Source organism: Grimontia sp. THUN1695, assembly GCF_059704325.2.
Genome location: NZ_AP046577.1, coordinates 495,337 through 519,062, shown reverse-complemented (window position 1 = coordinate 519,062; position 23,726 = coordinate 495,337). Strand labels below are relative to the sequence as shown.

Sequence of the window (23,726 nt, the reverse complement as noted above, 5' to 3'; positions counted from 1 at the left end):
TACTTTAAGCATAATAGTCAACACGATCTTTGGCCGTGTTGACATAGAAATCATGGTTTACCACGGAATGATCGGCATCTTGCTCCTCCCCGTGGGAAAACCGCGATGACCCACCTTGTCCATTCTGCCCACCCTGACCATCGCCCGATGGCGTCTGGCTACCCGCAAACGACTGTCTGCCACCGGCATCTTGCTGCTGGACAGAGGACTGCGCCAGTTGCAGGCCTTGTTGCTGCATCATTTCACGAAGGCGCGGCATGGATTGCTCCACCACATCACGGGCGGCTTGGTTGGCAACCGTGAACTGTACCGATGCCTGATCCTGGTTCACAGAAAGCTTTATTTGCAGACGTCCCAGCTCAGGCGGATCAAGCCGGATATCAACATGTTTGAGGTTTTTCGACATCATCATGTTCACCCGCTCAGACAGGGCATTCGCCACCTCAGCCTGATTCTGGTTCATCTGCAAAGGCGTTTGGGCTGTGGCAGCATCGAGTTTAGCGGCTGTAGTACTGGCAGTGTGACCAAGGCTCGATGCCAATTGTTGCGCCAAGTGATCCACTTTTACTTCCGCCCCCCGGTGTGCCATTTCTGCCACTTGTTGAGCCGCAGTCGATTCAAGCATCGCTTGGCTGGTTACCGATTGTGTCTGGGCAGGGCTGTTTGGCATCGCGGCTGGCGTCCAAGGGATTGCCGCATATGCAGGGAGCGACACTGCCGGTTGTGCCTGTGGATTCACCGCCGCCTGTACCGCCGATGCAGCCTGGCTTATGTTTGTCTGAACAGCCGATGCCAGGCCTTTGGCCTGAACATCCACCAACGCTTTTTCCGGTTCACCACTCACCTTGGTATCAGCCAACTGGGTATGCTGGGTAGCTATCACAGCGTCTTGCTGGACTTTGGTCGCAACCCTCTCAGGTGCCACCTGAGCCGGCACGTCGGCAGGGCTACCAGGTTCGCTCGCTTTCGCTGTCGATACACGCAAAGCATCAACCTCATCAATCAATTCCGTGTCGCTGAGAGGCTGAATATCAGATTCATGGGCATGAATAAAAATAGGGGCAGTCTCAGTATCCATATTGGCAAGCATGTGCTGAATCAATACTTTTTCTTCATCCGTGAGGGCGTAGACAGGCTTGGACAGCAGCGCATCAACCGCGATCCCGGCCGATGGCTCTGATGGTGCATTAGCAGAATATTTGATATCCGTATCGTGGTTCACAGCTCCCCGAGTATTTGATGACGGAGACAGCATGTCAGTACTTGTTAATTCATTACTTACTGATTCAGTGCTTGCTGATAGCTGCGGCAAGCTTTTGCCATCAGCCTCCACTACGCCTGTTTTTATGTCCTGCCATTCTGGTGAAACATGTTCAGGCGTTGCCTGAAGTGCCTGGTTTGATGCATTCAGCCGTTGCAGCAATACTTCTCCATCTTTTTTCGCCACATGCTTGCGACCTACATCCGCAAGAATTTCATCGTTCTCGGCTGATGTCGCGACCCGCTCATCACCAGCGTCAAAAGCTTCATCATCCAGCGCCAAGTTTTCGCCGTCTGTTCCTTCGATGCCAGATTGCGATGTCACAAGAACCTGGTTAATGACGTCTTCACTGGCGGTGACACCTTCCGTTACCGACGCACCTTCCCCGGTTGCGTTTACTGATCCACTGTCACCAGAGACCAGCTGAGCCAACGTCAGAAAGAATTCTTCCCCTTTATTTTCAATCAGTTCTGGAGACACAACGCCTTTACCTTCACCGACAGGCGCGTTACTGTTCGATAAACCGGAAAGTAAAAAACTGGTTTGGCTCATGATGATCCCGCTTCAAGCACGTTGTCATTTCAAGGCCGGCATGTATATCCGGCAAGCTATGACGAAGAAAAAGCAATTTTCAGGCCAAAATATTAGAATATAGATTTCTGACGGGAATAAATAAGGGTAGCGAACTCATCCATCTGCTTTTGCTCCAGACGTTCTGCCCGCATTTTTGCTTCCTTCTGGCGTTTTTCCACCAACCATTCCAACGAGTTGGTTTTTTGGCGACACGTCTGCCAGTGCTCTCGACAACGTTCCACATTGTCTTCAAAATCCACCGCTACCTGGCGCTGTTTTGCCAGTGTTTCATCAAGCTGGACGATGAAGCGGTTGAGGTGGCCATAACTGCTGGCACTCAGTCCTGATTGACCTCGTTCAGACAACTGGCGGAAATAGTCGAGGCGGTAGCGCTCAATTTGCTCCACTTGCATATAGTAGCTTTGCAATTCCTGTTGTGCTGCTACCAATGCCAGATGAGCATGACGCTCCTGCTCTTTGGCCTGTTCAATGAGAAGTTTCATCGCGACGTCAGACATGCATCACCTACTGGAGCGTTGAGCGTAACATATTGACACACATGTCGTACGGCACCACCTCTTTCATGCCCTGCTGCAGGTACATATCCAGACGCGGCTTTAACGTAAAAGCCTGATCAATTGCCTGGTCCGTACCCGGTTTATAGGCACCGATTGACACCAAATCCTGGTTTTTGCGACACACGGAAAGCACTTGCCGCACGGCACGGGCCATCAGCATATGTTCATCATTAACAATATTGGGCATCACACGGCTGACCGAACGTTCAACATCAATGGCTGGATAATGGCCTGCATCAGCCATTTCACGGGAAAGCACAATGTGACCATCGAGAATCGCACGCGCCGCATCGGCAATCGGGTCCTGCAGATCATCCCCTTCGGTCAGTACGGTAAAAAAGGCCGTGATCGACCCCTGTCCGTCGCTGCCGTTTCCGGCACGCTCTACCAATGCAGGTAGTTTGGCAAACACAGACGGCGGATACCCTTTTGTAGCCGGTGGCTCGCCAACCGACAACGCGATTTCACGTTGAGCCTGAGCAAAACGGGTCAGTGAATCCATCAGCAGGAGAACATCCAACCCCTGATCGCGGAAAAACTCAGCAATGGTCAGTGCCGTCTGACAACCTTTCAATCGCATTAACGGTGACGCATCTGCCGGCGCAGCAACTACCACTGCACGTTCACGGCCCTCTTTCCCAAGGATCTCGTCAATGAACTCTTTGACCTCGCGGCCACGTTCACCAATCAGGCCAACCACGACAACCTGTGCCGTCGTGCCACGTGTCATCATGCCAAGGGTCACCGACTTACCAACACCAGAGCCGGCAAACAGGCCAATGCGCTGGCCCTTACCTACGGTGAGCAAACCATTAATGGCTTTAATGCCAACATCAAGCGGCGCATCAATAGGCTTTCTTGCCAGCGGGTTAATGACAGCAGGAGTGAAAGGGGCCGTTTGGCCGGTAAAAATGTCTCCCAGCCCATCTAGTGGATTGCCAACGCCGTCAATCACACGGCCAAGCAATTCAAGGCCTACAGGTATGCCCTGCTCACCGATGATGGGGGTCACTCGTGCGCCAGGCAAAACACCAGAGATTTGTTCGCTCGGCATCAAATAAAGTGTTTCACCTGAAAAACCAACCACTTCAGCGTCAACCGTGCCGTTGAGCGTTTCAACTTTACACAGGCTGCCAACTGGCGCACGACAGCCAATGGCTTCCAGGGTTAAGCCCACCACCCGTACCAGCTTGCCTGAAGCAACCGGTCGGATAGATAAATAGTCTGTTTTCAGGGCACTCAAACGTTCAGACAGGTTGAGCATTCTCGTCTCCTGCCTCATCGCGGGGGTCTGTTGTCGCTTCGTCGGCACGCTCAGGTTCAGACTGACTCGCCAGTGAGTCAGTCTGAACCGGATCTTCCTGTACCGGCTCAGTCTCCCGTGTTTCAGGAATATCACCAGTTACCACTTTGTCTGCCCCCTGAAGAACATCAGTGCCCATCCCATCTTCCGGTGGGTTTGGGCCTTTGCTGATATTTTGCCCGGCAAAACGGCTCAACATTTCACAGATACGATCTTCCATGCGGTAATCCACCACAGAATCGCCGCAGGCAACCTGAATATCACCACGGTTGAGAGAAGGTTCAGCAATCAAATGCCATTCCCGTTCTCGGAGTGATTCGACACTGTGTGCAGACGTGACCACCTCTAAATCTTCAGGATGCAAATAAATGGTAATTTGACGCCCGGCCATCGGCAGTGCATTGACCGCCTCACGCAGTGTGTTGAGGATCACCTGGGGGTTAGTTTGCACCTCAGTTTGAATAACGGCTTTCGCCAGGTGCAATACCATGTCAATGACCTGATTCTGTACCTGGTGATCGATTTGCTCTAAAGGAAACGCCAATTTTGAGAGAATAGTGTCCAAGTGCTGACAACGGGTTTCAATCAGTTGCCGACCTTCTTCTATCCCTTGCAGGTAACCGTCTTCTTTACCTGTCTCAAAGCCTTCGGTTTTTCCTTCTTCAAAACCGGCTGCTTTTCCTTCAGAAAATCCCGCTTCACGGCCTTCGGCCATGCCTTCTTCGACGGCAGACTGGCGGATTTCATCTAAAGCATCCGCAGTCAGCATTGACAGATCAAGCTCCGATTCCTGATCATCTTCAATGATCTCAGACGGCTCCCACCCTGGATCATAGTTCATCGCCGTGTCACGCGGCGGTGCATCAACCGGGTTATAGTCAGGAATATCCCAACGCTCGAGAACGTCTTCTGACTGTTCGCTGGTGCGAATATATCCGCGACGACGCTCTAAACTCATGCAGCTACCTTATAAAACTCAGTGTTCAAACGTAATTGATGTTGACTTTGCCCCTAAATTACAGGAATTCGTCTGCACCGCCGCTGCTCAACATAATCTCGCCGGCATCGGCCAGTTTGCGCGCAACAGACAGGATTTCTTTCTGCGCAGCTTCGACATCGGCCACACGAATTGGCCCCATGGCTTCGAGATCGTCCAACAGCATTTCTGCCGCACGCTTCGACATGTTGCGGAGAATTTTGTCGCGTAACCCTTCTTCGGCACCTTTGAGCGCCTTGAGCAGGGCTTCCTGTGGGACGTCTTTGAGAATTGTCTGAATACCACGATCGTCCACATCCGCCAGATTGTCGAACACGAACATCAGATCCTGGATTTGCGATGCCATCTCTTCGTCAGTTTGACCAATTTGTTCCATCAGTGCCGATTCGAGTGAATTGTCCATGTAGTTCATGATGTCGGCAGCCGCTTTCAAACCGCCAATCTTCGCAGCCTGCGCACCGGCCTGGCCAGCAAACTGTTTCTCCATGATTTCATTCAGCTCATGCAGTGCCGCTGGCTGGACTTCTTCCAGATTGGCGATACGCATGACAAGATCGAGCGCATCACGTTCTGCAAACTGGGTAAGAATTTCCGCTGATTGCTCTGGCTCCAGATACGACAGTACGATGGTCTGGATCTGTGGGTGTTCGTTAATGATGATGGAAGCCACCTGACGTGGATCCATCCATTTGAGCGAGTCCAGACCTTTCGAGCCACTGCCAAGGACAATCTGGTCAACCAGATTATTCGCTTTATCTTCACCCAGTGCAGCAATGAGGGCATTACGAACGAAATCTTCACTGCCCATACCAATAGCAGTAAAACCTTGAATATCTTCAAGAAAAAGACGATGAACAGCATTTACCTTATCCTGACTCAGTTCAGATAACTGCGTCATGGCTCCGCCCACTTTCTGAACCTGTTTCGGTTCCAGATGACGGATGATGCTGGCAGCATCCTGCTCAGTCAGGCTGAGCAGGAGAATGGACGCTTTTTCTATGCCTGTCAGCTGCGATACATCAAAGGTGTTATCAGGCAACTCTTTATCATCTTTAGCCATCGTTACTTACCCAACTTTTCACGACCTGCGCAGCAAGGTCTGGTTCATTTGCAACCAGTGCACGGACTGCTTTGAGTAGGTCTTCGTCTTTATGCAGATCAGGCAGGTTGAGATTCGAAGAACTCATACCAAACGTATTCGAACCATCAAGATCGGCCCCAATCAGACCAATATCGTCATCCGGACTCAAAGGCAGTCCATCCGGGCCCAACATTTCACCATTTGGCCCCAGTAAGGCGTCATCATCTTTCGTTGGGTTGATCAGTTTAGACATCGCTGGGCGAATAAGGACCAATACCACCACGATAATCACCAGTGATGCCGCCAGCCAACGAACCCAATCATTGAAGTTTTCATGCTCCCAGATAGGCACATCACCCAGTGAAACCACTTCTGGTTCAACAAAAGGTACGGCAAGTACTTCCAGAATATCGCCACGATTTTCTGTATATCCGACACCACCGACCAGCAGACGGCGGATTTTCTCCAGTTCGGCATCGCTGACAGGTGTACGGGTAATTTCACCGGTTTCCGGATTGGTCGAGGCAATGTAGTCAACCGCAACAGACACGGTCTGTCGGGCAATGGTGCCGGTTTGTCCACGACGGTGGCTGATCGTCGTATCCAGTTCATAGTTACGCGTTGCTTCGCGGCTCAGTGACCCTTTATCACCCGCGCCCCCATTTCTCAAATCCTGAATATCTTCGGGGATAGACGAATCGACAGGCGGCTGATTACTCAGGGCACCCGGCACGCCAGCCACATAATCGGTGTTGTTGTAATTCTCGCGTGTATACTCACTGCGCGTTGACGGTGTGGCCGGATCAAAGCGTTTGCGGGTTTCTTCAACGGCGCTGAAGTCCATGGTCACATCGACCTGAGAGGTATAATTACCCAGCCCCAGCACCGGGATCAAAATCGCATCGATTTTCTCGCGAAGCGCCTGTTCCTGTTTACGCTCCAGTTCATATTCCTTGCGGCGTTGCGAGGCGATTGGATCCTGACTGCCAGAACTGAGCAGACGGCCATGTTGATCTGTGACCGTCACCCGGGAAGGCTTGAGGCTCGGTACGGCAGAGGCCACCATATCCACGATGGAGTCCACCTCTTCCTGTCCCAGTTGGGTGGTTCCGCGAACCGTCAGGAATACCGTTGCAGATGCTTCCTGATTGTGACGAACAAACACGCTTTGCTTAGGCATAGCCAGCAGCACCCGCGCTTTGCTGACCGCGCGGATTTTTTCAATGGCAGCAGCAAGCTGGCGCTCACGGCTCAGTTTGAGACGCTCACGCTCCAGTTGCTGGGATACACCAAAGCCCATGTCCTGCATCAAAATATCGTCACCTTCTTCGGTGGCAGAATTCAGGCCGGCACGGCTGAGGTTAAGCTTGATGCTGGAGTAATCCTTGGCTGGCACACGAATGGTATTGCCATCCAATGTGTAATCAATTTTCTGTTGATCAAGATGGTCAAGAACGGGGATCAGTTCTTCCGTTTCGTAGGTGCCGAGCGGACGCATTTCCGGCTCCTGCACCCACATAAACAGCAACACAACAAGAGAGATACAAATGGCAACAGCAGCAACGAGAATCAACTGACGTGCAATATCCATCCCCCCCAGTGGGCCGGTGGGGGTCACATCACGCTCCATCAAATCAGGATCAGCCAGCGACGCTCCGCTGTCCGCCGTGGCAGGCAATGCCGCAGCACCGTCATTCAAGGCAAGTTGTGTATTGTCGTTGTCTTCCGCCACAATCAGGTCCTATTTCCCTTAAACAGGCATGTTCATCAGTTCTTTGTACGCTTCGACCAGCTTGTTACGGGTCTGTACTGTTGCTTCGAAAGCGACACTGGATTTATTACGTGCAATCATCACGTCTGATAGGCTGACATTGCGGTCTCCTTGATCAAAACGCGTTGCCAGTTCACCGGAGGTCTTCTGCATGCCATTCACGTGGTTGATGGCAGTAGACAAAAGCTCGCCAAAATCCTGGGAGACTTGTTGACCGGTCGCAGCACGGGCGGTGTTCTGCGCTTCCAATGCCATGGTCTGCATTTCATGCTGCATCGGGGTAATTTTCATGGGTCGTCCTCGCTGTCAAAACTTTGGCAAATCCCGCCAATCCGGGCATTTGAAGTTATCCAACTAATGGATATGCAATTATCACGCCAAACAGAAAGATATCATCACGCTATGAGCATAGACATCACTGCGGAATGTCAATACCTGCGTCACGCATTTTGGCAAGCTTGTAGCGCAAGGTTCTCGGGCTGATCCCCAATCGTTCTGCCACATCTTTGCGTCGCCCCTCACAGGCACGAATAGTGTCGAGAATAATGGCAAACTCCTGATCGCGAAGCTCACTGCCAAGGCTGTCAGCAGAAGCAGGCGCAGGTTCACCACGGTATGCCTCATGGTTTGATAATGTGCGGGGCTGGATATCCGGTGTCACTGCCTCATTGCCCGCAACCAAACTTTGTAGGCTGCCCGCATCGTTCCAGTCCACGCCTTCCAACAGGATGTCACCGGCATCAATGATACCCTGATGACAAAGAATAAGCGCCCGTTGCATTACGTTATCCAACTCACGGACATTACCCGGCCAGCGGTAATGCGTCAGTTTTTCTGCCGCCTCTTGGGTAATATGGGGCGCAGCTTGCCCAAGCTTGCAGCAGTGGCGTTTTAGCAGGTGTTTGGCAAGCGGGATAATGTCACCTGCGCGCTCACAAAGTGGCGGCCACGCAATGGGAAACACATTCAGGCGATAATAAAGATCTTCACGGAAATATCCTTCTTCCACATACTGACGCAGATCGCGGTTGCTGGTCGCCAGCACACGGACATCCAGCTTAATGCTTTTCCGGCTTCCCAGACGCTCCACTTCCCGTTCCTGAAGGACACGCAGCAGTTTTGCCTGTAGTGCCAGATCCATTTCACTGATTTCATCGAGCAGGATAGTCCCACCCTGTGCCTGTTCGAATTTCCCCGGACACGCCTGCACAGCACCGGTAAACGCCCCTTTTTCGTAGCCAAATAGTGTCGCTTCCAGCATATTTTCTGGAATGGCGGCGCAGTTAATGGCAACAAACGGCCCCTCTGAGCGCACTGACTGACGGTGGATATGGCGGGACATCACTTCTTTACCGGAACCGCTTGGCCCAAGAATCATCACGTTAGCATCCGTTTTCGCCACGCGGTCTGCTAACGCAATCAAGGCCTGGCTTTTCGGGTCAGCCACCACGGCATCGCTGTTGTCTGCTTTGACTGGCGCATAACGGCTAACCATGTTGAGCAGCACTTCCGGCGCAAAGGGTTTTGCCATGTAATCAATCGCACCTTCTTTCATGGCTGCGACTGCATCCTGAATATTGGCGTAGGCCGTCATCAACAATACAGGAAGGTTGGGGTAGCTGAGCTTGATATTTCTCAGCAACCCCAGTCCATCCATGCCTGCCATCTGGACATCAGACACCACAATATCGACCGTTTCATTTTTCAGCAGTAACAGCGCCTGTTCGGCACTGTCTGCTTCCAGCCACTGGTAACCTGCCAGCGCGAGTGTATCCACCAAGGCTTCACGCAAACCTTCATCATCTTCAACGATAAGTACTTTGCTCTGGTTCATTGTGCTTCTCCTGATACCTTTTGTTGCGCGATGTCGACGTTATCTGCCAGCGGTAAGCAGAGCGTAAAACAAGCCCCCTGGCCAGGTTGGGATTGAAATGTCAGCCTGCCTTTATGGGCATGGCAGACCATTTGGACTACCGCGAGTCCAAGGCCAGTGCCTTGTTGCCGGGTAGTGAAAAAAGGTTCGAGAATTTTGCTTTGTAGTCCGGGGGCAATACCGGGACCATTATCCGCAACCGACAAAAACAGTTGTCCCTGCATAACTCGGGCATCTACCACCACCTTACAGCCTTTACCCGCAACCTGAATCGCGTTGACGACCAGATTGGAAAGCGCACTTGCCAGGGCATTCATGTTGCCAAGCAACATATGGGACTCGTCATCACCGTTGATCTCAAAATCCACCTGCTGACTGCTCACCAAGGCTTCTACCATAGGTTCAAACTCATTGAGCAAATGTTCCAGGGTGAAGGTATTCACCACCTTGTTGTCACCGCCTTTAGCGAAAAGCAACATGTCATTTACCTGCTTTTCCAGATCGTGAAGCCTGTCTACCAGCTTCATCTGGAACCGCTGACGGGTCGGTTCGCTCAGGTTCGGTGTACTAAGATTGGCAGCATAGAGCAATGCGCTCGATAATGGTGTCCTGACCTGGTGGGCCAAAGATGCCACCATTTTGCCAAGTGAAGACAGGCGCTGTAGATCGCTGACACGTGATTGCAGCAGACGGGTTTCTGTCATATCTGTGATAAGGATGAGTTGGCCGGAATCTGAGGCGGAAATGGCCAGTTTTACGCGACGGCCATCGCGGAGTGAGACTTCATGGCCGTCATCCTCACGAGGAGAGAATGCCCGGTTAATCACATCCACCCAGCGTTCTTGCTCAAGCGGGGCGCCCAATAGATGGTGCGCTTCCGGGTTGGCTTCCGCCACACGACCGAAGGAATCGAGCATGATGACGCCAGCCGGCATGACATCTAATACCTGTTTGTATCGGAGAACCTGCTGATCAACAGTTCCCAGTGGCGAATTATTGGCTTCCATGATACTTAGTGCTTTCCGCTCTCTTTTCTGACGCTAAGCAGCCTTAAGCAGATTGCGTGCCAAACATAAATTCGTTAAGAATCAATATATTAAAACAAATGCAAACAAAAAAGCGAAGTCAAAAAAATGACTTCGCTTGCATATTGTTCAACACTGTATTTCAGCCGGTAAATGTGTTTAGGCAATATCTTCTTTGTTCAGGCCATATTTGCGCATTTTCTCTACCAGCGTTGTACGTCGCATCCCCAGCATATCGGCAGCACGTGCCACAACCCCCATCTGCGCTTCAAGTGCCTGACGGATCATATCAACTTCCAAATCGGCCAGCATGGCTTTCAAGTCTACGCCTTCAGGCGGTAATCCCGCTGCCGAGGGATGAGGAAAGCCTAACATCTCATCTTCTGGCTCATCCATGGCAAAGACGGCATGGAGAGCATCACGCTCCAGATCTTCCTGATCTTCAAAAGCGCCCAATGTTTCTGGCTGAAATTCAGGAATATCACTGTAACGGTATTTATTCGGCAGTCGGTTTACATCAACCATTTGCCCCGGATAGAGAATGATCATACGCTCAATCAGGTTCGCCAGTTCACGAACATTACCTGGCCAGTCGTGTTCCATCAAGGAGCTAATGGCTCTTGGGGTAAGGTGCATCTGGTTTCCGCCTTCAGCTTCCAAACGTGCCATCAACTCTTGGATCAGCAGTGGAATATCTTCAATGCGCTCGCGGAGTGCTGGCATTTCTATTGGGAACACATTCAAACGGTAATAGAGATCTTCACGGAATGTGCCTTCATCAATCATGGTGTCGAGGTTACGGTGGGTTGCCGCCACCACACGGACGTCGGCACGAATGGTTTTATTGCCACCCACCCGCTCAAAGCAGCGTTCCTGCAACACACGAAGTAGTTTCACCTGCATAGGCTGAGGCATATCACCGATTTCATCAAGAAACAGCGTGCCACCCTCTGCCATTTCAAAGCGGCCTTTCCGTGCGGAAATGGCGCCGGTAAATGCCCCTTTTTCATGGCCAAACAACTCACTTTCCAGTAACTCTGGCGGAATTGCGCCACAGTTAACCGGCACAAACGGGCCTTTACCACGCGGTGAGTGGTAGTGAATATTACGGGCAACAACTTCTTTACCCGTGCCTGATTCACCCAGAATCAGTACACTGGCATCGGTTCCAGCAACTTGCTCAATAAGATGGCGAACATCAGCGATCGCTTCACTGCGACCCACCATACTTCTGAATAGCGTATTTTTACGGCTAAGTTGTGGAATATCGAACCCGCGTTTACCGGAAAACTCCTGACAGTGTCGGAGTGCATCGACAAGTTGTGGGTAATTTAGTGGCAGCTCAAGCTCACCGACAAAATTTGGTAGTCCTGACAATTCCGTTTTATGTTTCGCAAGCGCAATAACAGGAATATGATTATGAGTCGCCAAATTATCTAGCACTTGCGACAAGCGCTGGGGTGAATGAATATTACCCAGGAAACATGTACCTTCAACCTGTTCCCAGTGCGAATCATGTAGCTCAGTGGTTGAACATAGCAGGCATTGCTCACCAATAAACTCCAAGATAACGCCTAAATCGTGACGAAATTTTTCATCATCCTCAATAACAAAAATCTTCGTTAAACCTTGCATGTGTGAGATATATCTGCCCTAAAATCTTCAAAATTATTGACGCGACGGATGTCGCCAATAACTGAATAATTTCACCATTGTAATTGTTGCTTCTTATATGACAACCGGAGACACAATAAAGCTGTGACTCCAGTGCCATCACAGATATAATTTTAGTGAATTCAGCGCGGTTTTATGCGTCTGCAGAGGTGATATTGTGATATTCAGCGGGTATTTGATCCCAGGCTGATTTAATTTCGCGCAAAATATCAATGACATCATCAATAGGCGCTTCTAAATTATCCCGGTTTGCTTCCGAAACCTGGCGGATCATAAAATCGTAAAGCGCATCAAGATTGGATGCAATTTCGCCACCTTCATCCATGGATAAACAAGTGCGCAGGCTGATAATAATATCCAGCGCTTTGCCCAACCTTTCACCTTTTTGTGCCACATTTCCTTGAGACATTGCGGCTTTACCCTGGATAAGGCGTTCAATAGCACCCGCCATCAGCATCTGGATCACCTTGTGTGGCGATGCCGCACTTAGCTGGCTGTCTACGGAAACTTTTTTGTAGGCCTGAAGTGACCCTCTCATAACAATCCTCACCTACTCAAATTTTTTATAAAGTTGTACTGATTTTCGCCCTTTTTTAAATTGGCTGACTTGGGCTGCTGCACTGTCACGCTGTGCTTTTATAAGACTAAATAACCGCTTGGTGCGGGCAATGGCTTCCGCCCAAACTGCGTGCTCCAGCTTTTCTGGCTGCGCTGTAATTTCAGCCAGACATTGTTTTCTTTTATCCAATAACTGTGCCATTTCATCTGAATCAACAGGATTTGAATGCAATACAGCCAGAAGCAGCTCATCAATATCAGACAGTTGAGATAACAAAGCTTGCATATTCATCCTGTCATCGTCGGCATAATGCTCATCATGGCTGCCAGTTGTGACTGCATTTGGGCCATTGCACTGTCCATGGCAGAAAACTGTTTTAATGTGCGGTTTTCTAAATCTTCCATCCGGCGATCCAATTTGTCCTGCTCATCTTGCAGCCGGATACGCTGGTCTCCAAGGCTGGTTTCACGGTTGCGGATCGCCCCGTCCACCCCAGTAAAGTTTTGCACAGTTTCTTCCAGTTTGCGGGCAAACCCTTGGTTTCCGCCAAAAAAACCTTCAAGCGCACCGAAGTTACGCGTCAATTGTTTGTCTAACAGGTCATAGTTGATTTCCAATCGCCCTTCCATCGTCGTCGAAATGCCCAGCTCACTGAGTGTTCTCAGAGAGTCCGGCGCTCCCTCAACCGGTGTGGAAAACAACGAACGCATTTGATTGACAGCAGAGCGAATCACACTGTCGCCCACTAATGGGCCGCCTTGCCGAGTTTCCGGATCATATTTCGATAATGCCTTCGTCACCTGATAAAAGGCATTGTACGCATCCACAAACTCTTCCAGCGACGCTTTCACTTTGTCCCTGTCCTCTTCCACCTTGATGGTCACAGGTCCTTGGGATGCCGGTGTCAGCTGGGCAATGTCAATGTTGACACCGCGGATAGCGTCAGAAAACGTATTGGTATCACTGGTAACAGAGGCCAGACCATCAATCAAAATGCGTGCATCCAGCGCTGACTGCATCTCGTTCATGGAATTGGTGGGGCTGGCAGGGTTATACGCCAGTGCTTGCAAAGGCGATGATGCCGGCGCATTGACGGTAACAGAAATCTGGTTTTCCGCTCCGGTTTTATCGCCCCCCAGGATTAACCGTGCTCCGCTGTCATCATTAATCACAGAAGCTTTGATACCGGGGTTATTGGCGCTGCTGTTGATTGAGCGTACAACGTCCAGCAAGGAGCTGCTGTTGGCGTCGATATCGATGGTGGTGGAGCGGCCTCCCAAACTGAGTATCAGTTGCCCGGCACCAAAATCGGCATCAGCATCTAAACCGTCAGAGACCAGTTTATGGGATTGGGCAAGTTGCTGTACGTCGATGGAATATACGCCGGTAACGGCTTGATGGTCGGCGGAGGCGGAGACAGCCTCTTCATTGCTTGACACTGTGCTCCGCGCCGCGAAGGTATTGTTACGGCGAAAGTCATACATCAAATCTTTCATCGTATCGAGGGAAGTTTTAAGCCTACCGTAAGCGCTGATGTTGGTTTCAACATCGTTCAGGCCCTTAACGATTCGCTCTTGTTTGGGCGCACGCTCGGCTTCAACAATTTTATTGACGATGGAATTGATGTCGATACCGCTTCCAAGGCCTGTTGCGCTTACACCCATGGTTTACTCACCTCAGTTATACCTTTTCTGCAACCAGCCCCCTCGCATGAAGAGACAGTTGCTGTGCCAGCTCTAGCATTTCCTTCTCTGGAATTTGTCGGATAATGTCGCCGCTACTCATTTCGTAAACAGTGACAACGCTTCGTCCAGATTGCTCATCGAGTCGGAAAGATAAGCCTTTGTTAAAGGTAGACACAAACTCATCCAGTCGCTCAACCAGCATTTCGAGCTGTTCTTGCTGCATCTTCCGGGTATCTTCAAGTCGCTGGACTTGCTCTACCCGGCGTTGAGACAGCTTTTCAACATTCTCGGCCATCTGCTGCTGGTTTGTGATGTTGGGTTGAGTCCCCTCCACAGATTGTTTACTGCTAGCAACTTTCGTGCCTGACTGTGGAGTCACATGAGACAGGGATGACGTCGAAACGGATGATAAGTCCATCGTTCACCTCCTGTTAGCTATTGACGGTGAGGGGCAAGCTCACCGTCATTTGTCGCCGCTTAGCCTAACAGGCTCAGTGCAGCTGACGGTGCTTGCTTCGCTTGTGCAAGTATAGACGTACCGGATTGCTGCAAGATCTGAGATTTAGTGAATTGTGTTGTTTCTTTTGCAAAGTCAACGTCACGGATACGGCTGTTAGACGCACTGACGTTCTCGTTAACGTTGTCCAGGTTCGCAATCGCGTGGCTCAAACGGTTTTGTTTTGCACCCAGCTCAGCACGGTGTGAGTCGATGTATTGCATCGCATTGTCCAACAGGCCAACAGCACGCTGTGCACCGCCGACTGTACTCACATCGACATCCTGAACGGTTTCGTCAACTTTTGCCGCACCGGCAATACCCAGAGACGTTGCCAGGGCACCGGTAAATGCCACGTCCGAGCCAGAAGCTGCCACGATTTGCAGTTCGCCATTTTCAGTCACAGATGCTGAAACCTGACCATCTGCCTGACCATTGATGTAGGTCGCCACTTCTTCTACATCATCGCCTGCTTTCGCAGAAACGTTTATGGTTGCAGTCGTCCCATCAGCATTGGTGATTGCCATAGACAGGGTTGCACCGGCAGTTGCCGTCCATGCTGCCATGTCTACAGACGCGGCAACCGTCGCTTTATAAGTTGCACCGCCCATCAGAGCTTCGTCCGCACGAATGTTCTTGAATTCCATGAAGACAGCTTCACCAGCGTCAGCACCGATTTGGAACGCTTTGGTACCAAACGTACCGTTCAGCAGTTTTGCACCACCGAAAGACGTGGTTTCTGCAATACGGTTTAATTCGTCTTGCAGGGCAACAATCTCTTCCTGAATCGCCACACGCTCTTGGGAACCGTTTGCACCGTTCGCCGATTGCAGCGCCAAGTCACGCATACGTTGCAGAATGTTGGTGGACTCTTCCATCGCACCTTCTGCCGTTTGTGACATCGAGATACCATCGTTGGCATTACGCACGGCGACATCCAGACCGCGGCTTTGCGAAATCAAGCGGTTAGAAATTTGTAGACCGGCTGCGTCATCCTTCGCGCTGTTAATACGGAAACCCGAAGACAAACGTTCCATCGAAGCGTTCAACGAATCCGTTGAACTGTTCAAGTAGCGCTGAGCGGTCATTGCAGGCACGTTAGTGTTTACTGTAATAGCCATAACTATTCTCCTTTGGTACTAAGTCCGGCTTCCGCCCAGCAACCCAGGGAAAACCATTTCTAAATCTCTCACACCCCATGTAACGGCCCATTTGGAAAAACCTTTACACTTTTTTTCCTATTTTCTTACACCTTCCTGATGTCAGTGAAAGGCCGTAATATCATGGCGCTATGAAGGTTTTCGCCTTCAGGAGAAAAAACTTTAACGAAGAATGAGAAAAATTATTCTGGCATCTTGACGGTTCAATAAGAGCGCATTAATTACAAAGTGTTAGAAAGATCTGGCGTGTTGCAGAACGAAGACGAGAAGAAGAGAAAATACAAAAAAAGCGGCAATGGCTTGCCGCTTTTAGGGAGGTTGCTGTCCACTACTGGAGCAGGTTGAGTGCTGCCTGAGGCAATTGTTTTGCCTGTGCCAAGATAGAGGTGCTTGCCTGCTGCAAGATTTGGCCTTTGGTCAGCTCGGTCGTCTCTTTCGCAAAATCGGTATCACGAATACGGCTGTTCGACGCAGACACATTTTCCTGAATGTTAGACAGGTTACTGATGGTATGGCTTAAACGATTTTGTTTTGCCCCCAGATCAGCCCGTTGGCTATCAATATACTGCATGGCAGAGTCAATGATCCCCACCGCCATCTGTGCCCCACCCACATTACTGACATCAATATCCTGAGCCGTGATGGCAGAACCCGGACCGGTAACCAGACCAAGGGATGTGGCCAGCGTGCCACCAAAGGTAACATTACCTTCCAGTTTTTCTTCGGCAATGAATATCTGTAACTGACCATCATCGTCAACAGAGGCGGTTAACATCTCATCGGACTGACCATTAATATAGGTCGCCAACTCCTCGATATCGTCGCCCGCTTTGGCATCAATATTGAGATTGATGGAGTTACCGTCTTTGGTGGTAAACGCCAGTGTTAGGGTGGATGCTGCCGCCGTCACTCCCCAACCCGCCGTTTTCGCCGACGTGCCGATAAACTCGGTTCCCCCCATGCGGAAGTCATCAGCACGGATACTGGTGAGGCCCATGATAATCGCTTCACCGGAATCAGCACCTATCTGGAAAGACGCCTCGCCAAAAGAACCATTCAGCAGACGGCGACCACCAAAAGCAGTAGTTTCCGCGATACGGTTAAGTTCGTCCTGAAGTGCTGATACCTCTTCCTGAATCGCGACACGTTCAGAGATACCGTTCGCACCATTTGCCGATTGCAATGCCAGGTCACGCATACGTTGTAAGATGTTGGTGGACTCTTGCATCGCACCTTCTGCCGTTTGGGCAATTGAGATGCCATCATTTGCGTTGCGCATTGCAACGTCCAGGCCACGGGTCTGGGCAATGAGTCGGTTCGAAATCTGCAGACCAGCAGCATCATCTTTCGCACTGTTAATCCGACTACCAGACGACAAGCGCTCCATCGACGTGTTTAACTCGTTTGTCGACTTGTTCAGGTAACGCTGCGCAGTCATCGCAGACACGTTGGTGTTAACTGTTACACCCATTTTGCTCTCCTTTGACTTTCGCGTATTTTGCGAAACAGCCTCCCCGCGACATAGTTATCCGAATGTTGAGCGGGACCAGCCTTCAGTTCGTTATCAGGAACGGTATCAGTACCACCGACACCTCATGCTGTAATCTATTCAATTTACATGCCAATTATTTAAAGTCGTTATTTATCAATGACTTGATATATTCTAAATTAAAATAACATAGCTAAACGGCAAATTTTTTACATTTCTTCTCAAGAAAATCGGCAACTTGCCGCCCCCAACCTTTGCCTCCTCATAAACATAGCACCAGTTCCCGGAAATAAGAGGGGTGAATCACATTTTATACTCCGCCGTTTTTATCTGATGAAACAGCAACAAACACAGCTCTCCATGAATAATGCGTCTTCCGGCACGGTATTTGCTCTCTTTAGATCTTAATAAACGTCATATTTTTTGCGCGAATACAGACATGGATCTCTTATGAACAATTCCTCCCAAACCAATGAACGTGGCATGACACTGGAACAGGCGTTTGAGCATGGTGTTTCGCTCTACCAACATAAAAAAAAGCGTGAAGCCCGAGAGGTGTTCGAGCAAATTCTTTCCCATGCGCCAGATGCGTTGCCGGTTCTGCAGGTCTTGGCCGTGTTGGACAGTGAAGAGGGTGCCTGGCAGGATGCCCTGGATAGACTGGATCATGCCCTGACAGTCGAGCTCGGCAATGCGTCCATCCTGTTTGATAAAGCTGTGCTATTGGCCCAACAAGGCATGAACAGGGAGGCGCTGGACATCGTAGACGCATTGTTAGGTGCTGCACCTGACCATCAAGAACTACTGACAATGCGGCAACAACTTACCGCTGCGATCGGCAAAAAGGGGGAAAGCCGCCGCACGGCAAAACAGATTGCCCAGACCAGTGCGCAAAAAAATGCGGTGATAGAAGCAGAAGTGCAGGAAACCCTGAAGCTTGCCAATAAAATGGTAGCCAGTGGAAACATGGAACAGGCAAAACAGCTTTTTAATGCCGTGATCAGTGTTGCCGGTGATAACCCAGCAGCGCTGCTTGGTCTTGCCAAGCTTTATATCGATGAAGAAAAATTCGGCCTTGCCCACCAGAACCTGTTACGTGCCTTTTATGAAGAGGCTGCTGAAAAAGAGGTTGTGGTGCTTCTTAGCCACAGCGCCATCAAAATAGAAGATTACAAAGCCGCACGAGAGCATGCCCGGTTTGGCCTAAGCGCTTGGCCAGACGAGCCGTTGTTTTGCCGCCTGACGGTGCTGAGCTACGAGCGGGAAGAAAACTGGCTGGAAGCATACCGACAGGCGAAAGCCTTTCTCCGGCAATACCCTGCCGATAGCGATTTGCTGAACAGGCTGGCAACCGCAAGTTTCCTACTACTGCGTACACGCCACAACTTTACACCGGCAGCGATTCTGGCGTGCCAGCGGCATATTGAGCAAGCAGCCCGTGTCGCCGATGAAACAAACAGGCTACGCCTTTCTACCTATCTGGCTGAAGTGCTCTGGTATAAGGGTGAGGCAAACGCCGCCAAAGTCTTACTGGAAGACTACATTGCCAAGCATCCCGATGATATTGAAGCGGGCTTTAACGTCAGTTTTGTCTACCGCACCTTGGGCGAATGGGAAAACTATTACCGTGCCAATGAGTTAGGGCTGACTTGCCAACGTCGCCTTCAATACAGCGGCGATATGCCGCAGTGGAACCTTAGCCGGCCAAAGGATGATGTGGTGTTGGTGATGCCAGAGCAAGGCGTCGGGGATGAAATCCTCTATTTCCACAACCTTGGTATGGTGTTGGAAAACGCCAGAAAAGTGTATGTTGCCTGTGACCCACGTCTTGCTTCCATCTTGCACCGTGCGTACCCCGAAGCGCAGATGGTGCCTATCCAGCGTATCGAAGGCGAAGGCATTCATATCCCTGAAAATGTGATGAACGACATCACGTCTTGGGTCGCCGGCGGCAGCCTTGCAGGGATGTGTTACCACCAATATGGCCGGCATGTTTACCAATCCCATTATGTAAACCTGCCGCAAGAGCTCCAAACCCGTTGGCATGCAGCACTGGCTGATACTCGCAGCACGCATCCGGGTAAAAAACTGATTGGTATCTGCTGGCGAAGCGGGCTAACCGCAGCAACACGTAACATGCATTATCTGGTTGCTGAAGAAGTGGCACATCTGGTGAAACAATGCCCGGATGCCGTATTTATCAACCTCCAATATGGGGATTGCCGTAAAGAACTGGGTAAAATTGAGAATCTGTCCGGCGTACGCATCGTGCAACTGGATGGGCTGGATTTACGCGATGACTTTGAAAGCACCGCCGCCGTTATCAGTGGGCTGGATGCCGTTGTTACCGCAGGTACGGCTGTTCACCGGCTCACCACGGCTGTCGGCACACCTTGCCACGTTTTCTTTGCTGGAACCGATGACGCAGACTATACACAGCCAGAAGCACTAAACAGCGATAACGAGCTTGGTTATTTCTATCCGCCGATGCTGGAGAACAAATATCCCTTGCTGGAATCTATCGCTCGCCGTATCCAGTCTAACGACTAGGGTCTGTTGACCCTAAATACCCCAAATAAGAAAGGTCAGCCGGTGCTGACCTTCTCTTTTTCTTGTTTATTACCCGCAATGACTACAACCAATTACGCATCTGCGACCCAATCGGCAGGACATGTCGGGCGCCGGGTTTCCTTTGCCGACAGCAGCAGCAACCCAAATGCCAACGCACCGGCTACCAACATCGCCAGCATCACGCTGTGATAGTTATAAAGTTCCGCCACTACACCAACCATCACACTTGATGCCAGACTGGCAACCATGATAGCACTGTTAAACAAGGTCGTTGCCACGCCCATCTGGTTTGGCATTTTGTTCTGGATAACCACCATACCTAAGCTCGCGCTAATGCCGACAGCCAAGCCATTCAGCAATTGCAACGCATACATTTGCCAAAGGATATCTGCATGGAACAACAAGGTGTAAAAGAGGCAAGCCGATGCCGCACTTAACACCATCAAACGCTGAGGTGCCACTTTGGCTGTCCAAAGCCCTGCCAGCACCATCACTGGGATTTCAACAAATGCCGCCAGCCCAAGTAACTGGCCTGCCACTGACCCCGCCATTTCAAGCTCTTTGGTGACATATAAAGGAATCGACATCACGTACATATTGTTAGCCATAAACAGCATAAAGACGGCGCACAAATATAAAGGTGCGCCCGGAATCTTATGCCAGGGCTGGCGCGTTGCCGACTCATCACTATTTTCTGTTTCTTTAACCTTGGTTGACGGAAACAGTCGCCAGACAATCAAAAGCGAAATCATCATGTTGGCGGCCGCAAACAAAAATGCGCCGTTAAAACCAAACGCGTCGTAGAGAATAAACGCTAATGGCGGACCTATCACCCAGGACAGGGATATCATGGCACGCATAAGCGACACAAACAGTATGCTTTTGTCACCGAGGTTTTTATCCGCAAATTCACGGCCAATGGCAAAGGTCTGTGGCAACGCTGCCGCCGTAAAGCTGGAAATGAAGATCATCACCGCCAGTGCCAGATAAAAATCCCGAATCACCATAAACAGCATCATAACGACAATAAACGCGCTTTGAGCCAATAAGATGATTTGGCGCCGATCCCACCCCACATCGGACAACTTGGCAATACGCTGCGAGACTACAACGCCACTTAGAATGGAAATGGCCATAAATATCCCCATTTGCAGCGATGACGCATGGAGTCCATCGACAACAAAAATGCCCAATAGGGGATAAAAAAAGCCGCTACTCAGGCCAGCAAACAAACTGACCAGCAGGTAACACAATGAGGCTTTACTGGTTAAAAAACTCACGTAGGTTTTCATTGCTCTCTTCTTACCAAAAATGGGACGGACGGTTATATCTCAACAACCCGAAGCTGCAGTTTAAGAACAAATATGCAGGCTGTGTGATATCCATCCAGCAACTACTGATACTATTCATTCAACTGCTTCCAAGCTTCTGACAAACTGGGTAAAACAGCATTAAACTAACATTCAGTGACAGTGCACGATGAAACCCACTATTGAACGCGTGCAAAAAGATGTCAGCCCCAGCTGGCATTTTGCCGATTACCCCTGCACACAATCCAACATTGGTATGCAATGTGGCTGGCACTACCATGATGAAATTGAGCTGGTACTGTATTTCGACCCGCTTAACGTTTCACCCGGTAAAATCATCATTGATGACTACATCGGCGAGGCCTCTCACCACCATGCCTATCTCACCGGCCCCGGCTTGCCGCATATGTTGACCCGTGTCGCATCTACCGCCACACCTGAGCGTCCCAGCAGCTCCCATGTACTCTGGCTTGATCAGGCTTGGGTACAATCCCTTATAGCCACGGTTCCAGCGTTGTCCGCCGTCAGTGACATGCTGGTGCGCGCTAATAAAGGGCTGAAGTTATCCAAAGCAACATTTGCTGCGTTGTACACTTTGATGAAAGGGGCATCGACACTCAAACCCTCTGTACAGTTTGTGCGGGTCGTCGAGATCCTTGTTCTGCTCAGTGAAGATAAATCCGCGCAGACGCTGACCTCTCGCCCGTTCTGTTTTTATGTGGCAAAAGACACTCCCATTCTCGACAAACTGGAAAAGGCGCAGCAGTTTATCGCCGGTAATTACCACACGCAAATCTCTGTCCAGGATATCTGCCGCCATCTCCACATGAGTGAAAGCTCGGTCTACCGGATGTTCGAAAAGCACTTCGCTGACAGCTTCTCCAATCACCTTAAAAACTATCGGCTGGGCAAAGCCTGTGAGCTGCTGGTTCGCTCAGAAACGCCGGTTTCAGTTGTGGCTGAGCGGGTGGGGTTCTCCAACCTGTCAAATTTTAACCGGCAGTTTAAAGCCAGCAAAGGGATGACGCCCACGGCGTTCAGGGCATTGTTTAGTTAAGGTGAAAGAGCAGTTTAGAGAGTCAGGATCCTAGGACCTAGGTCCTAGAATCCGGTTGTAGATGGCATTAGATGTAGTTGAATAAGGAGAGCTCCTTGGTCTTGGCAAACGCCTGCTGGGAGGCCTGTAGCGCCAACATGTTCTCGTTCATGTCGATCACCGCAGTGGAGTAATCCAAATCCTCCATGGTGCCGAGTGAACGGTTCAGGACCAGTTTGAAGTCTTTATGCATGCTCTCTTGCCTATCGAGGGTTGTCAGCCGGGTTCCCACTTCAGAGCGCGCCTTGTTGAGGAGCTTGAACGCCGCAGAGAATTGCTCTGTCACCTGATGCAATTCAGCGGTGGCCGACGCATCGAAAATACTCTCGTACGACAGTTCAATGCCTTTTTTGAATGCATCAAACACGTTAAAGGTATCCTGGCGCTCGAGCACAATTTTGTCGCCATCCAGCATCTCACCTTCAAAGCTCAGGCTTAGGGTCTGCCATTGCACACCGGTTTGTGGGTCATACACCCCACTGCTGACCACATTGCCATCCTGCGTCAGCTCATAGGTAGTCTGCCCGGCACCATCCACACTGAAGCTGACCGCATATTCCGCGTTGTCGGTATTGTTGCTGTTTTTCGCCTGCGCCAGCAGCAGCAACGATCCGCTGTTTAATTCATACTCTGGCTGATAGTCACCAAACGGGTTTTTGAGCTCCATAAAGATTTCATCACCCGGATCGCTGGTTTGCACTTCAACTGCCGGCGCAACCTGCGCGGTGCGGTGATAGCTGTCCCCGGCATATCGTACATTCAGGGAACTGTCGCGGTAAAAAGGCTGCTTGCTCGACTGGGTGCCAGAGAACAGGAAATTGCCCGACTCATCTTTCGCATTCACCAGGTTCATAAAGTTGTCGTAGAGACCTTTCAGGTCCTGGCGGTGCGCCGTACGGTCATCTTCAGACAGAGAACCGTTGATCATTTCCATGGTTTTTCGCTTGGCACTGTCGACCAGTTGCTCGGCATCATCAATGGCGATTTCAGCACGGGTCTGACGGTTTCTTGCCAGGGTGATGGAATCCACATACTGATCGAGCTGCTTGTCCTGTTGGCGAAAGTTCTGGATATAAATCGACGACACCGGATCGTCCCCGGCTGTCAGCACCCGCTTACCGGTCGCGAGCTCATCCTGGTTATCCTGCAACTTCACCTGTTGGCGCATCAGGTCATTGGACACTGACTGGTAATTGTGAAAACTGGCAATACGGCTAATCATCA

20 protein-coding genes are annotated in these 23,726 nt (G+C 50.5%); 2 read left to right on the top strand and 18 right to left on the bottom strand.

What is annotated here, in order from left to right; genetic code table 11:
• Positions 1-4: 4 nt before the first annotated feature.
• The 16 genes from AC6IB1_RS05905 to AC6IB1_RS05830 all read right to left on the bottom strand — a co-directional run bounded on the left by AC6IB1_RS05905 (position 5) and on the right by AC6IB1_RS05830 (position 17,507).
• Complete coding sequence (locus AC6IB1_RS05905) at positions 5-1,813, bottom strand: flagellar hook-length control protein FliK (protein WP_497568212.1); 1,809 nt, start codon at positions 1,811-1,813, stop codon at positions 5-7.
• Between the two features lie 92 nt (positions 1,814-1,905).
• Positions 1,906-2,352 (bottom strand): flagellar export protein FliJ, encoded by a 447-nt coding sequence (gene fliJ, locus AC6IB1_RS05900; RefSeq protein ID WP_497568211.1) that lies wholly within the window; start codon positions 2,350-2,352, stop codon positions 1,906-1,908.
• A 7-nt stretch (positions 2,353-2,359) separates the two neighbouring features.
• On the bottom strand, positions 2,360-3,676 hold the full coding sequence (fliI, locus tag AC6IB1_RS05895) for a flagellar protein export ATPase FliI (RefSeq protein WP_497568210.1): 1,317 nt from the start codon (positions 3,674-3,676) through the stop codon (positions 2,360-2,362).
• Positions 3,660-4,673: a flagellar assembly protein FliH gene (fliH, locus tag AC6IB1_RS05890; protein ID WP_497568209.1), complete on the bottom strand. Its 1,014-nt coding sequence runs from the start codon at positions 4,671-4,673 to the stop codon at positions 3,660-3,662. The genes fliI and fliH overlap by 17 nt, the downstream gene beginning before the upstream one ends.
• A gap of 58 nt (positions 4,674-4,731) precedes the next feature.
• Positions 4,732-5,772 carry a flagellar motor switch protein FliG gene (gene fliG / locus AC6IB1_RS05885; RefSeq protein WP_497568208.1) on the bottom strand — a complete coding sequence of 347 codons (1,041 nt, stop codon included), beginning with the start codon at positions 5,770-5,772 and terminating at the stop codon, positions 4,732-4,734.
• On the bottom strand, positions 5,765-7,525 hold the full coding sequence (gene fliF, locus AC6IB1_RS05880; protein ID WP_497568207.1) for a flagellar basal-body MS-ring/collar protein FliF: 1,761 nt from the start codon (positions 7,523-7,525) through the stop codon (positions 5,765-5,767). Before fliF ends, fliG begins: the two co-directional genes overlap by 8 nt.
• An 18-nt stretch (positions 7,526-7,543) precedes the next feature.
• Positions 7,544-7,855 (bottom strand): flagellar hook-basal body complex protein FliE, encoded by a 312-nt coding sequence (fliE, locus tag AC6IB1_RS05875; protein WP_497568206.1) that lies wholly within the window; start codon positions 7,853-7,855, stop codon positions 7,544-7,546.
• 124 nt (positions 7,856-7,979) lie between these two features.
• The gene (locus AC6IB1_RS05870) at positions 7,980-9,398 is read right to left on the bottom strand and encodes a sigma-54-dependent transcriptional regulator (protein WP_497568205.1); all 1,419 of its coding nucleotides are present in this window, start codon (positions 9,396-9,398) and stop codon (positions 7,980-7,982) included.
• Entirely contained in the window at positions 9,395-10,444 is a 1,050-nt protein-coding gene (locus AC6IB1_RS05865; protein WP_497568204.1) for a sensor histidine kinase, read from the bottom strand. Before AC6IB1_RS05865 ends, AC6IB1_RS05870 begins: the two co-directional genes overlap by 4 nt.
• Positions 10,445-10,621: 177 nt before the next feature.
• Complete coding sequence (locus AC6IB1_RS05860; protein ID WP_497568203.1) at positions 10,622-12,097, bottom strand: sigma-54 dependent transcriptional regulator; 1,476 nt, start codon at positions 12,095-12,097, stop codon at positions 10,622-10,624.
• 172 nt (positions 12,098-12,269) lie between these two features.
• On the bottom strand, positions 12,270-12,674 hold the full coding sequence (gene fliS, locus AC6IB1_RS05855) for a flagellar export chaperone FliS (protein WP_497568202.1): 405 nt from the start codon (positions 12,672-12,674) through the stop codon (positions 12,270-12,272).
• 12 nt (positions 12,675-12,686) lie between these two features.
• Positions 12,687-12,986: a hypothetical protein gene (locus tag AC6IB1_RS05850; RefSeq protein ID WP_497568201.1), complete on the bottom strand. Its 300-nt coding sequence runs from the start codon at positions 12,984-12,986 to the stop codon at positions 12,687-12,689.
• Positions 12,983-14,359, bottom strand: coding sequence for a flagellar filament capping protein FliD (gene fliD / locus AC6IB1_RS05845; protein WP_497568200.1), 1,377 nt, complete (start codon positions 14,357-14,359; stop codon positions 12,983-12,985). The genes AC6IB1_RS05850 and fliD overlap by 4 nt, the downstream gene beginning before the upstream one ends.
• A 16-nt stretch (positions 14,360-14,375) precedes the next feature.
• Positions 14,376-14,798 (bottom strand): flagellar protein FlaG, encoded by a 423-nt coding sequence (locus AC6IB1_RS05840; protein ID WP_497568199.1) that lies wholly within the window; start codon positions 14,796-14,798, stop codon positions 14,376-14,378.
• Between the two features lie 59 nt (positions 14,799-14,857).
• Positions 14,858-15,997 (bottom strand): flagellin, encoded by a 1,140-nt coding sequence (locus AC6IB1_RS05835; RefSeq protein WP_497568198.1) that lies wholly within the window; start codon positions 15,995-15,997, stop codon positions 14,858-14,860.
• Between the two features lie 367 nt (positions 15,998-16,364).
• Positions 16,365-17,507, bottom strand: a complete 1,143-nt coding sequence (locus tag AC6IB1_RS05830) for a flagellin (protein WP_497568197.1) — start codon at positions 17,505-17,507, stop codon at positions 16,365-16,367.
• A gap of 468 nt (positions 17,508-17,975) precedes the next feature.
• Here AC6IB1_RS05830 and AC6IB1_RS05825 point away from each other — a divergent pair, with 468 nt between their 5' ends.
• Positions 17,976-20,075, top strand: coding sequence for a tetratricopeptide repeat protein (locus AC6IB1_RS05825; RefSeq protein ID WP_497568196.1), 2,100 nt, complete (start codon positions 17,976-17,978; stop codon positions 20,073-20,075).
• Positions 20,076-20,167: 92 nt separating this feature from the next.
• Here the strand turns inward: AC6IB1_RS05825 and AC6IB1_RS05820 are convergent, their stop codons facing one another.
• Entirely contained in the window at positions 20,168-21,388 is a 1,221-nt protein-coding gene (locus AC6IB1_RS05820) for a sugar efflux transporter (RefSeq protein WP_497568195.1), read from the bottom strand.
• A 187-nt stretch (positions 21,389-21,575) separates the two neighbouring features.
• Between AC6IB1_RS05820 and AC6IB1_RS05815 the strand changes: the two genes are divergently transcribed.
• Positions 21,576-22,463 (top strand): AraC family transcriptional regulator, encoded by an 888-nt coding sequence (locus tag AC6IB1_RS05815; RefSeq protein WP_497568194.1) that lies wholly within the window; start codon positions 21,576-21,578, stop codon positions 22,461-22,463.
• Between the two features lie 67 nt (positions 22,464-22,530).
• Here AC6IB1_RS05815 and flgL read toward each other — a convergent pair whose 3' ends face one another.
• Positions 22,531-23,724, bottom strand: a complete 1,194-nt coding sequence (gene flgL, locus AC6IB1_RS05810) for a flagellar hook-associated protein FlgL (RefSeq protein WP_497568193.1) — start codon at positions 23,722-23,724, stop codon at positions 22,531-22,533.
• Positions 23,725-23,726: the final 2 nt, after the last annotated feature.

Coding starts and splice junctions, on each gene's coding strand:
- AC6IB1_RS05905 (WP_497568212.1), bottom strand. CDS start 1,813: ATGAGCCAAACCAGTTTTTTACTTTCCGGTTTATCGAACAGTAACGCG.
- fliJ (WP_497568211.1), bottom strand. CDS start 2,352: ATGTCTGACGTCGCGATGAAACTTCTCATTGAACAGGCCAAAGAGCAG.
- fliI (WP_497568210.1), bottom strand. CDS start 3,676: ATGCTCAACCTGTCTGAACGTTTGAGTGCCCTGAAAACAGACTATTTA.
- fliH (WP_497568209.1), bottom strand. CDS start 4,673: ATGAGTTTAGAGCGTCGTCGCGGATATATTCGCACCAGCGAACAGTCA.
- fliG (WP_497568208.1), bottom strand. CDS start 5,772: ATGGCTAAAGATGATAAAGAGTTGCCTGATAACACCTTTGATGTATCG.
- fliE (WP_497568206.1), bottom strand. CDS start 7,855: ATGAAAATTACCCCGATGCAGCATGAAATGCAGACCATGGCATTGGAA.
- AC6IB1_RS05870 (WP_497568205.1), bottom strand. CDS start 9,398: ATGAACCAGAGCAAAGTACTTATCGTTGAAGATGATGAAGGTTTGCGT.
- AC6IB1_RS05865 (WP_497568204.1), bottom strand. CDS start 10,444: ATGGAAGCCAATAATTCGCCACTGGGAACTGTTGATCAGCAGGTTCTC.
- AC6IB1_RS05860 (WP_497568203.1), bottom strand. CDS start 12,097: ATGCAAGGTTTAACGAAGATTTTTGTTATTGAGGATGATGAAAAATTT.
- fliS (WP_497568202.1), bottom strand. CDS start 12,674: ATGAGAGGGTCACTTCAGGCCTACAAAAAAGTTTCCGTAGACAGCCAG.
- AC6IB1_RS05850 (WP_497568201.1), bottom strand. CDS start 12,986: ATGAATATGCAAGCTTTGTTATCTCAACTGTCTGATATTGATGAGCTG.
- fliD (WP_497568200.1), bottom strand. CDS start 14,359: ATGGGTGTAAGCGCAACAGGCCTTGGAAGCGGTATCGACATCAATTCC.
- AC6IB1_RS05840 (WP_497568199.1), bottom strand. CDS start 14,798: ATGGACTTATCATCCGTTTCGACGTCATCCCTGTCTCATGTGACTCCA.
- AC6IB1_RS05835 (WP_497568198.1), bottom strand. CDS start 15,997: ATGGCTATTACAGTAAACACTAACGTGCCTGCAATGACCGCTCAGCGC.
- AC6IB1_RS05830 (WP_497568197.1), bottom strand. CDS start 17,507: ATGGGTGTAACAGTTAACACCAACGTGTCTGCGATGACTGCGCAGCGT.
- AC6IB1_RS05825 (WP_497568196.1), top strand. CDS start 17,976: ATGAACAATTCCTCCCAAACCAATGAACGTGGCATGACACTGGAACAG.
- AC6IB1_RS05820 (WP_497568195.1), bottom strand. CDS start 21,388: ATGAAAACCTACGTGAGTTTTTTAACCAGTAAAGCCTCATTGTGTTAC.
- AC6IB1_RS05815 (WP_497568194.1), top strand. CDS start 21,576: ATGAAACCCACTATTGAACGCGTGCAAAAAGATGTCAGCCCCAGCTGG.
- flgL (WP_497568193.1), bottom strand. CDS start 23,724: ATGATTAGCCGTATTGCCAGTTTTCACAATTACCAGTCAGTGTCCAAT.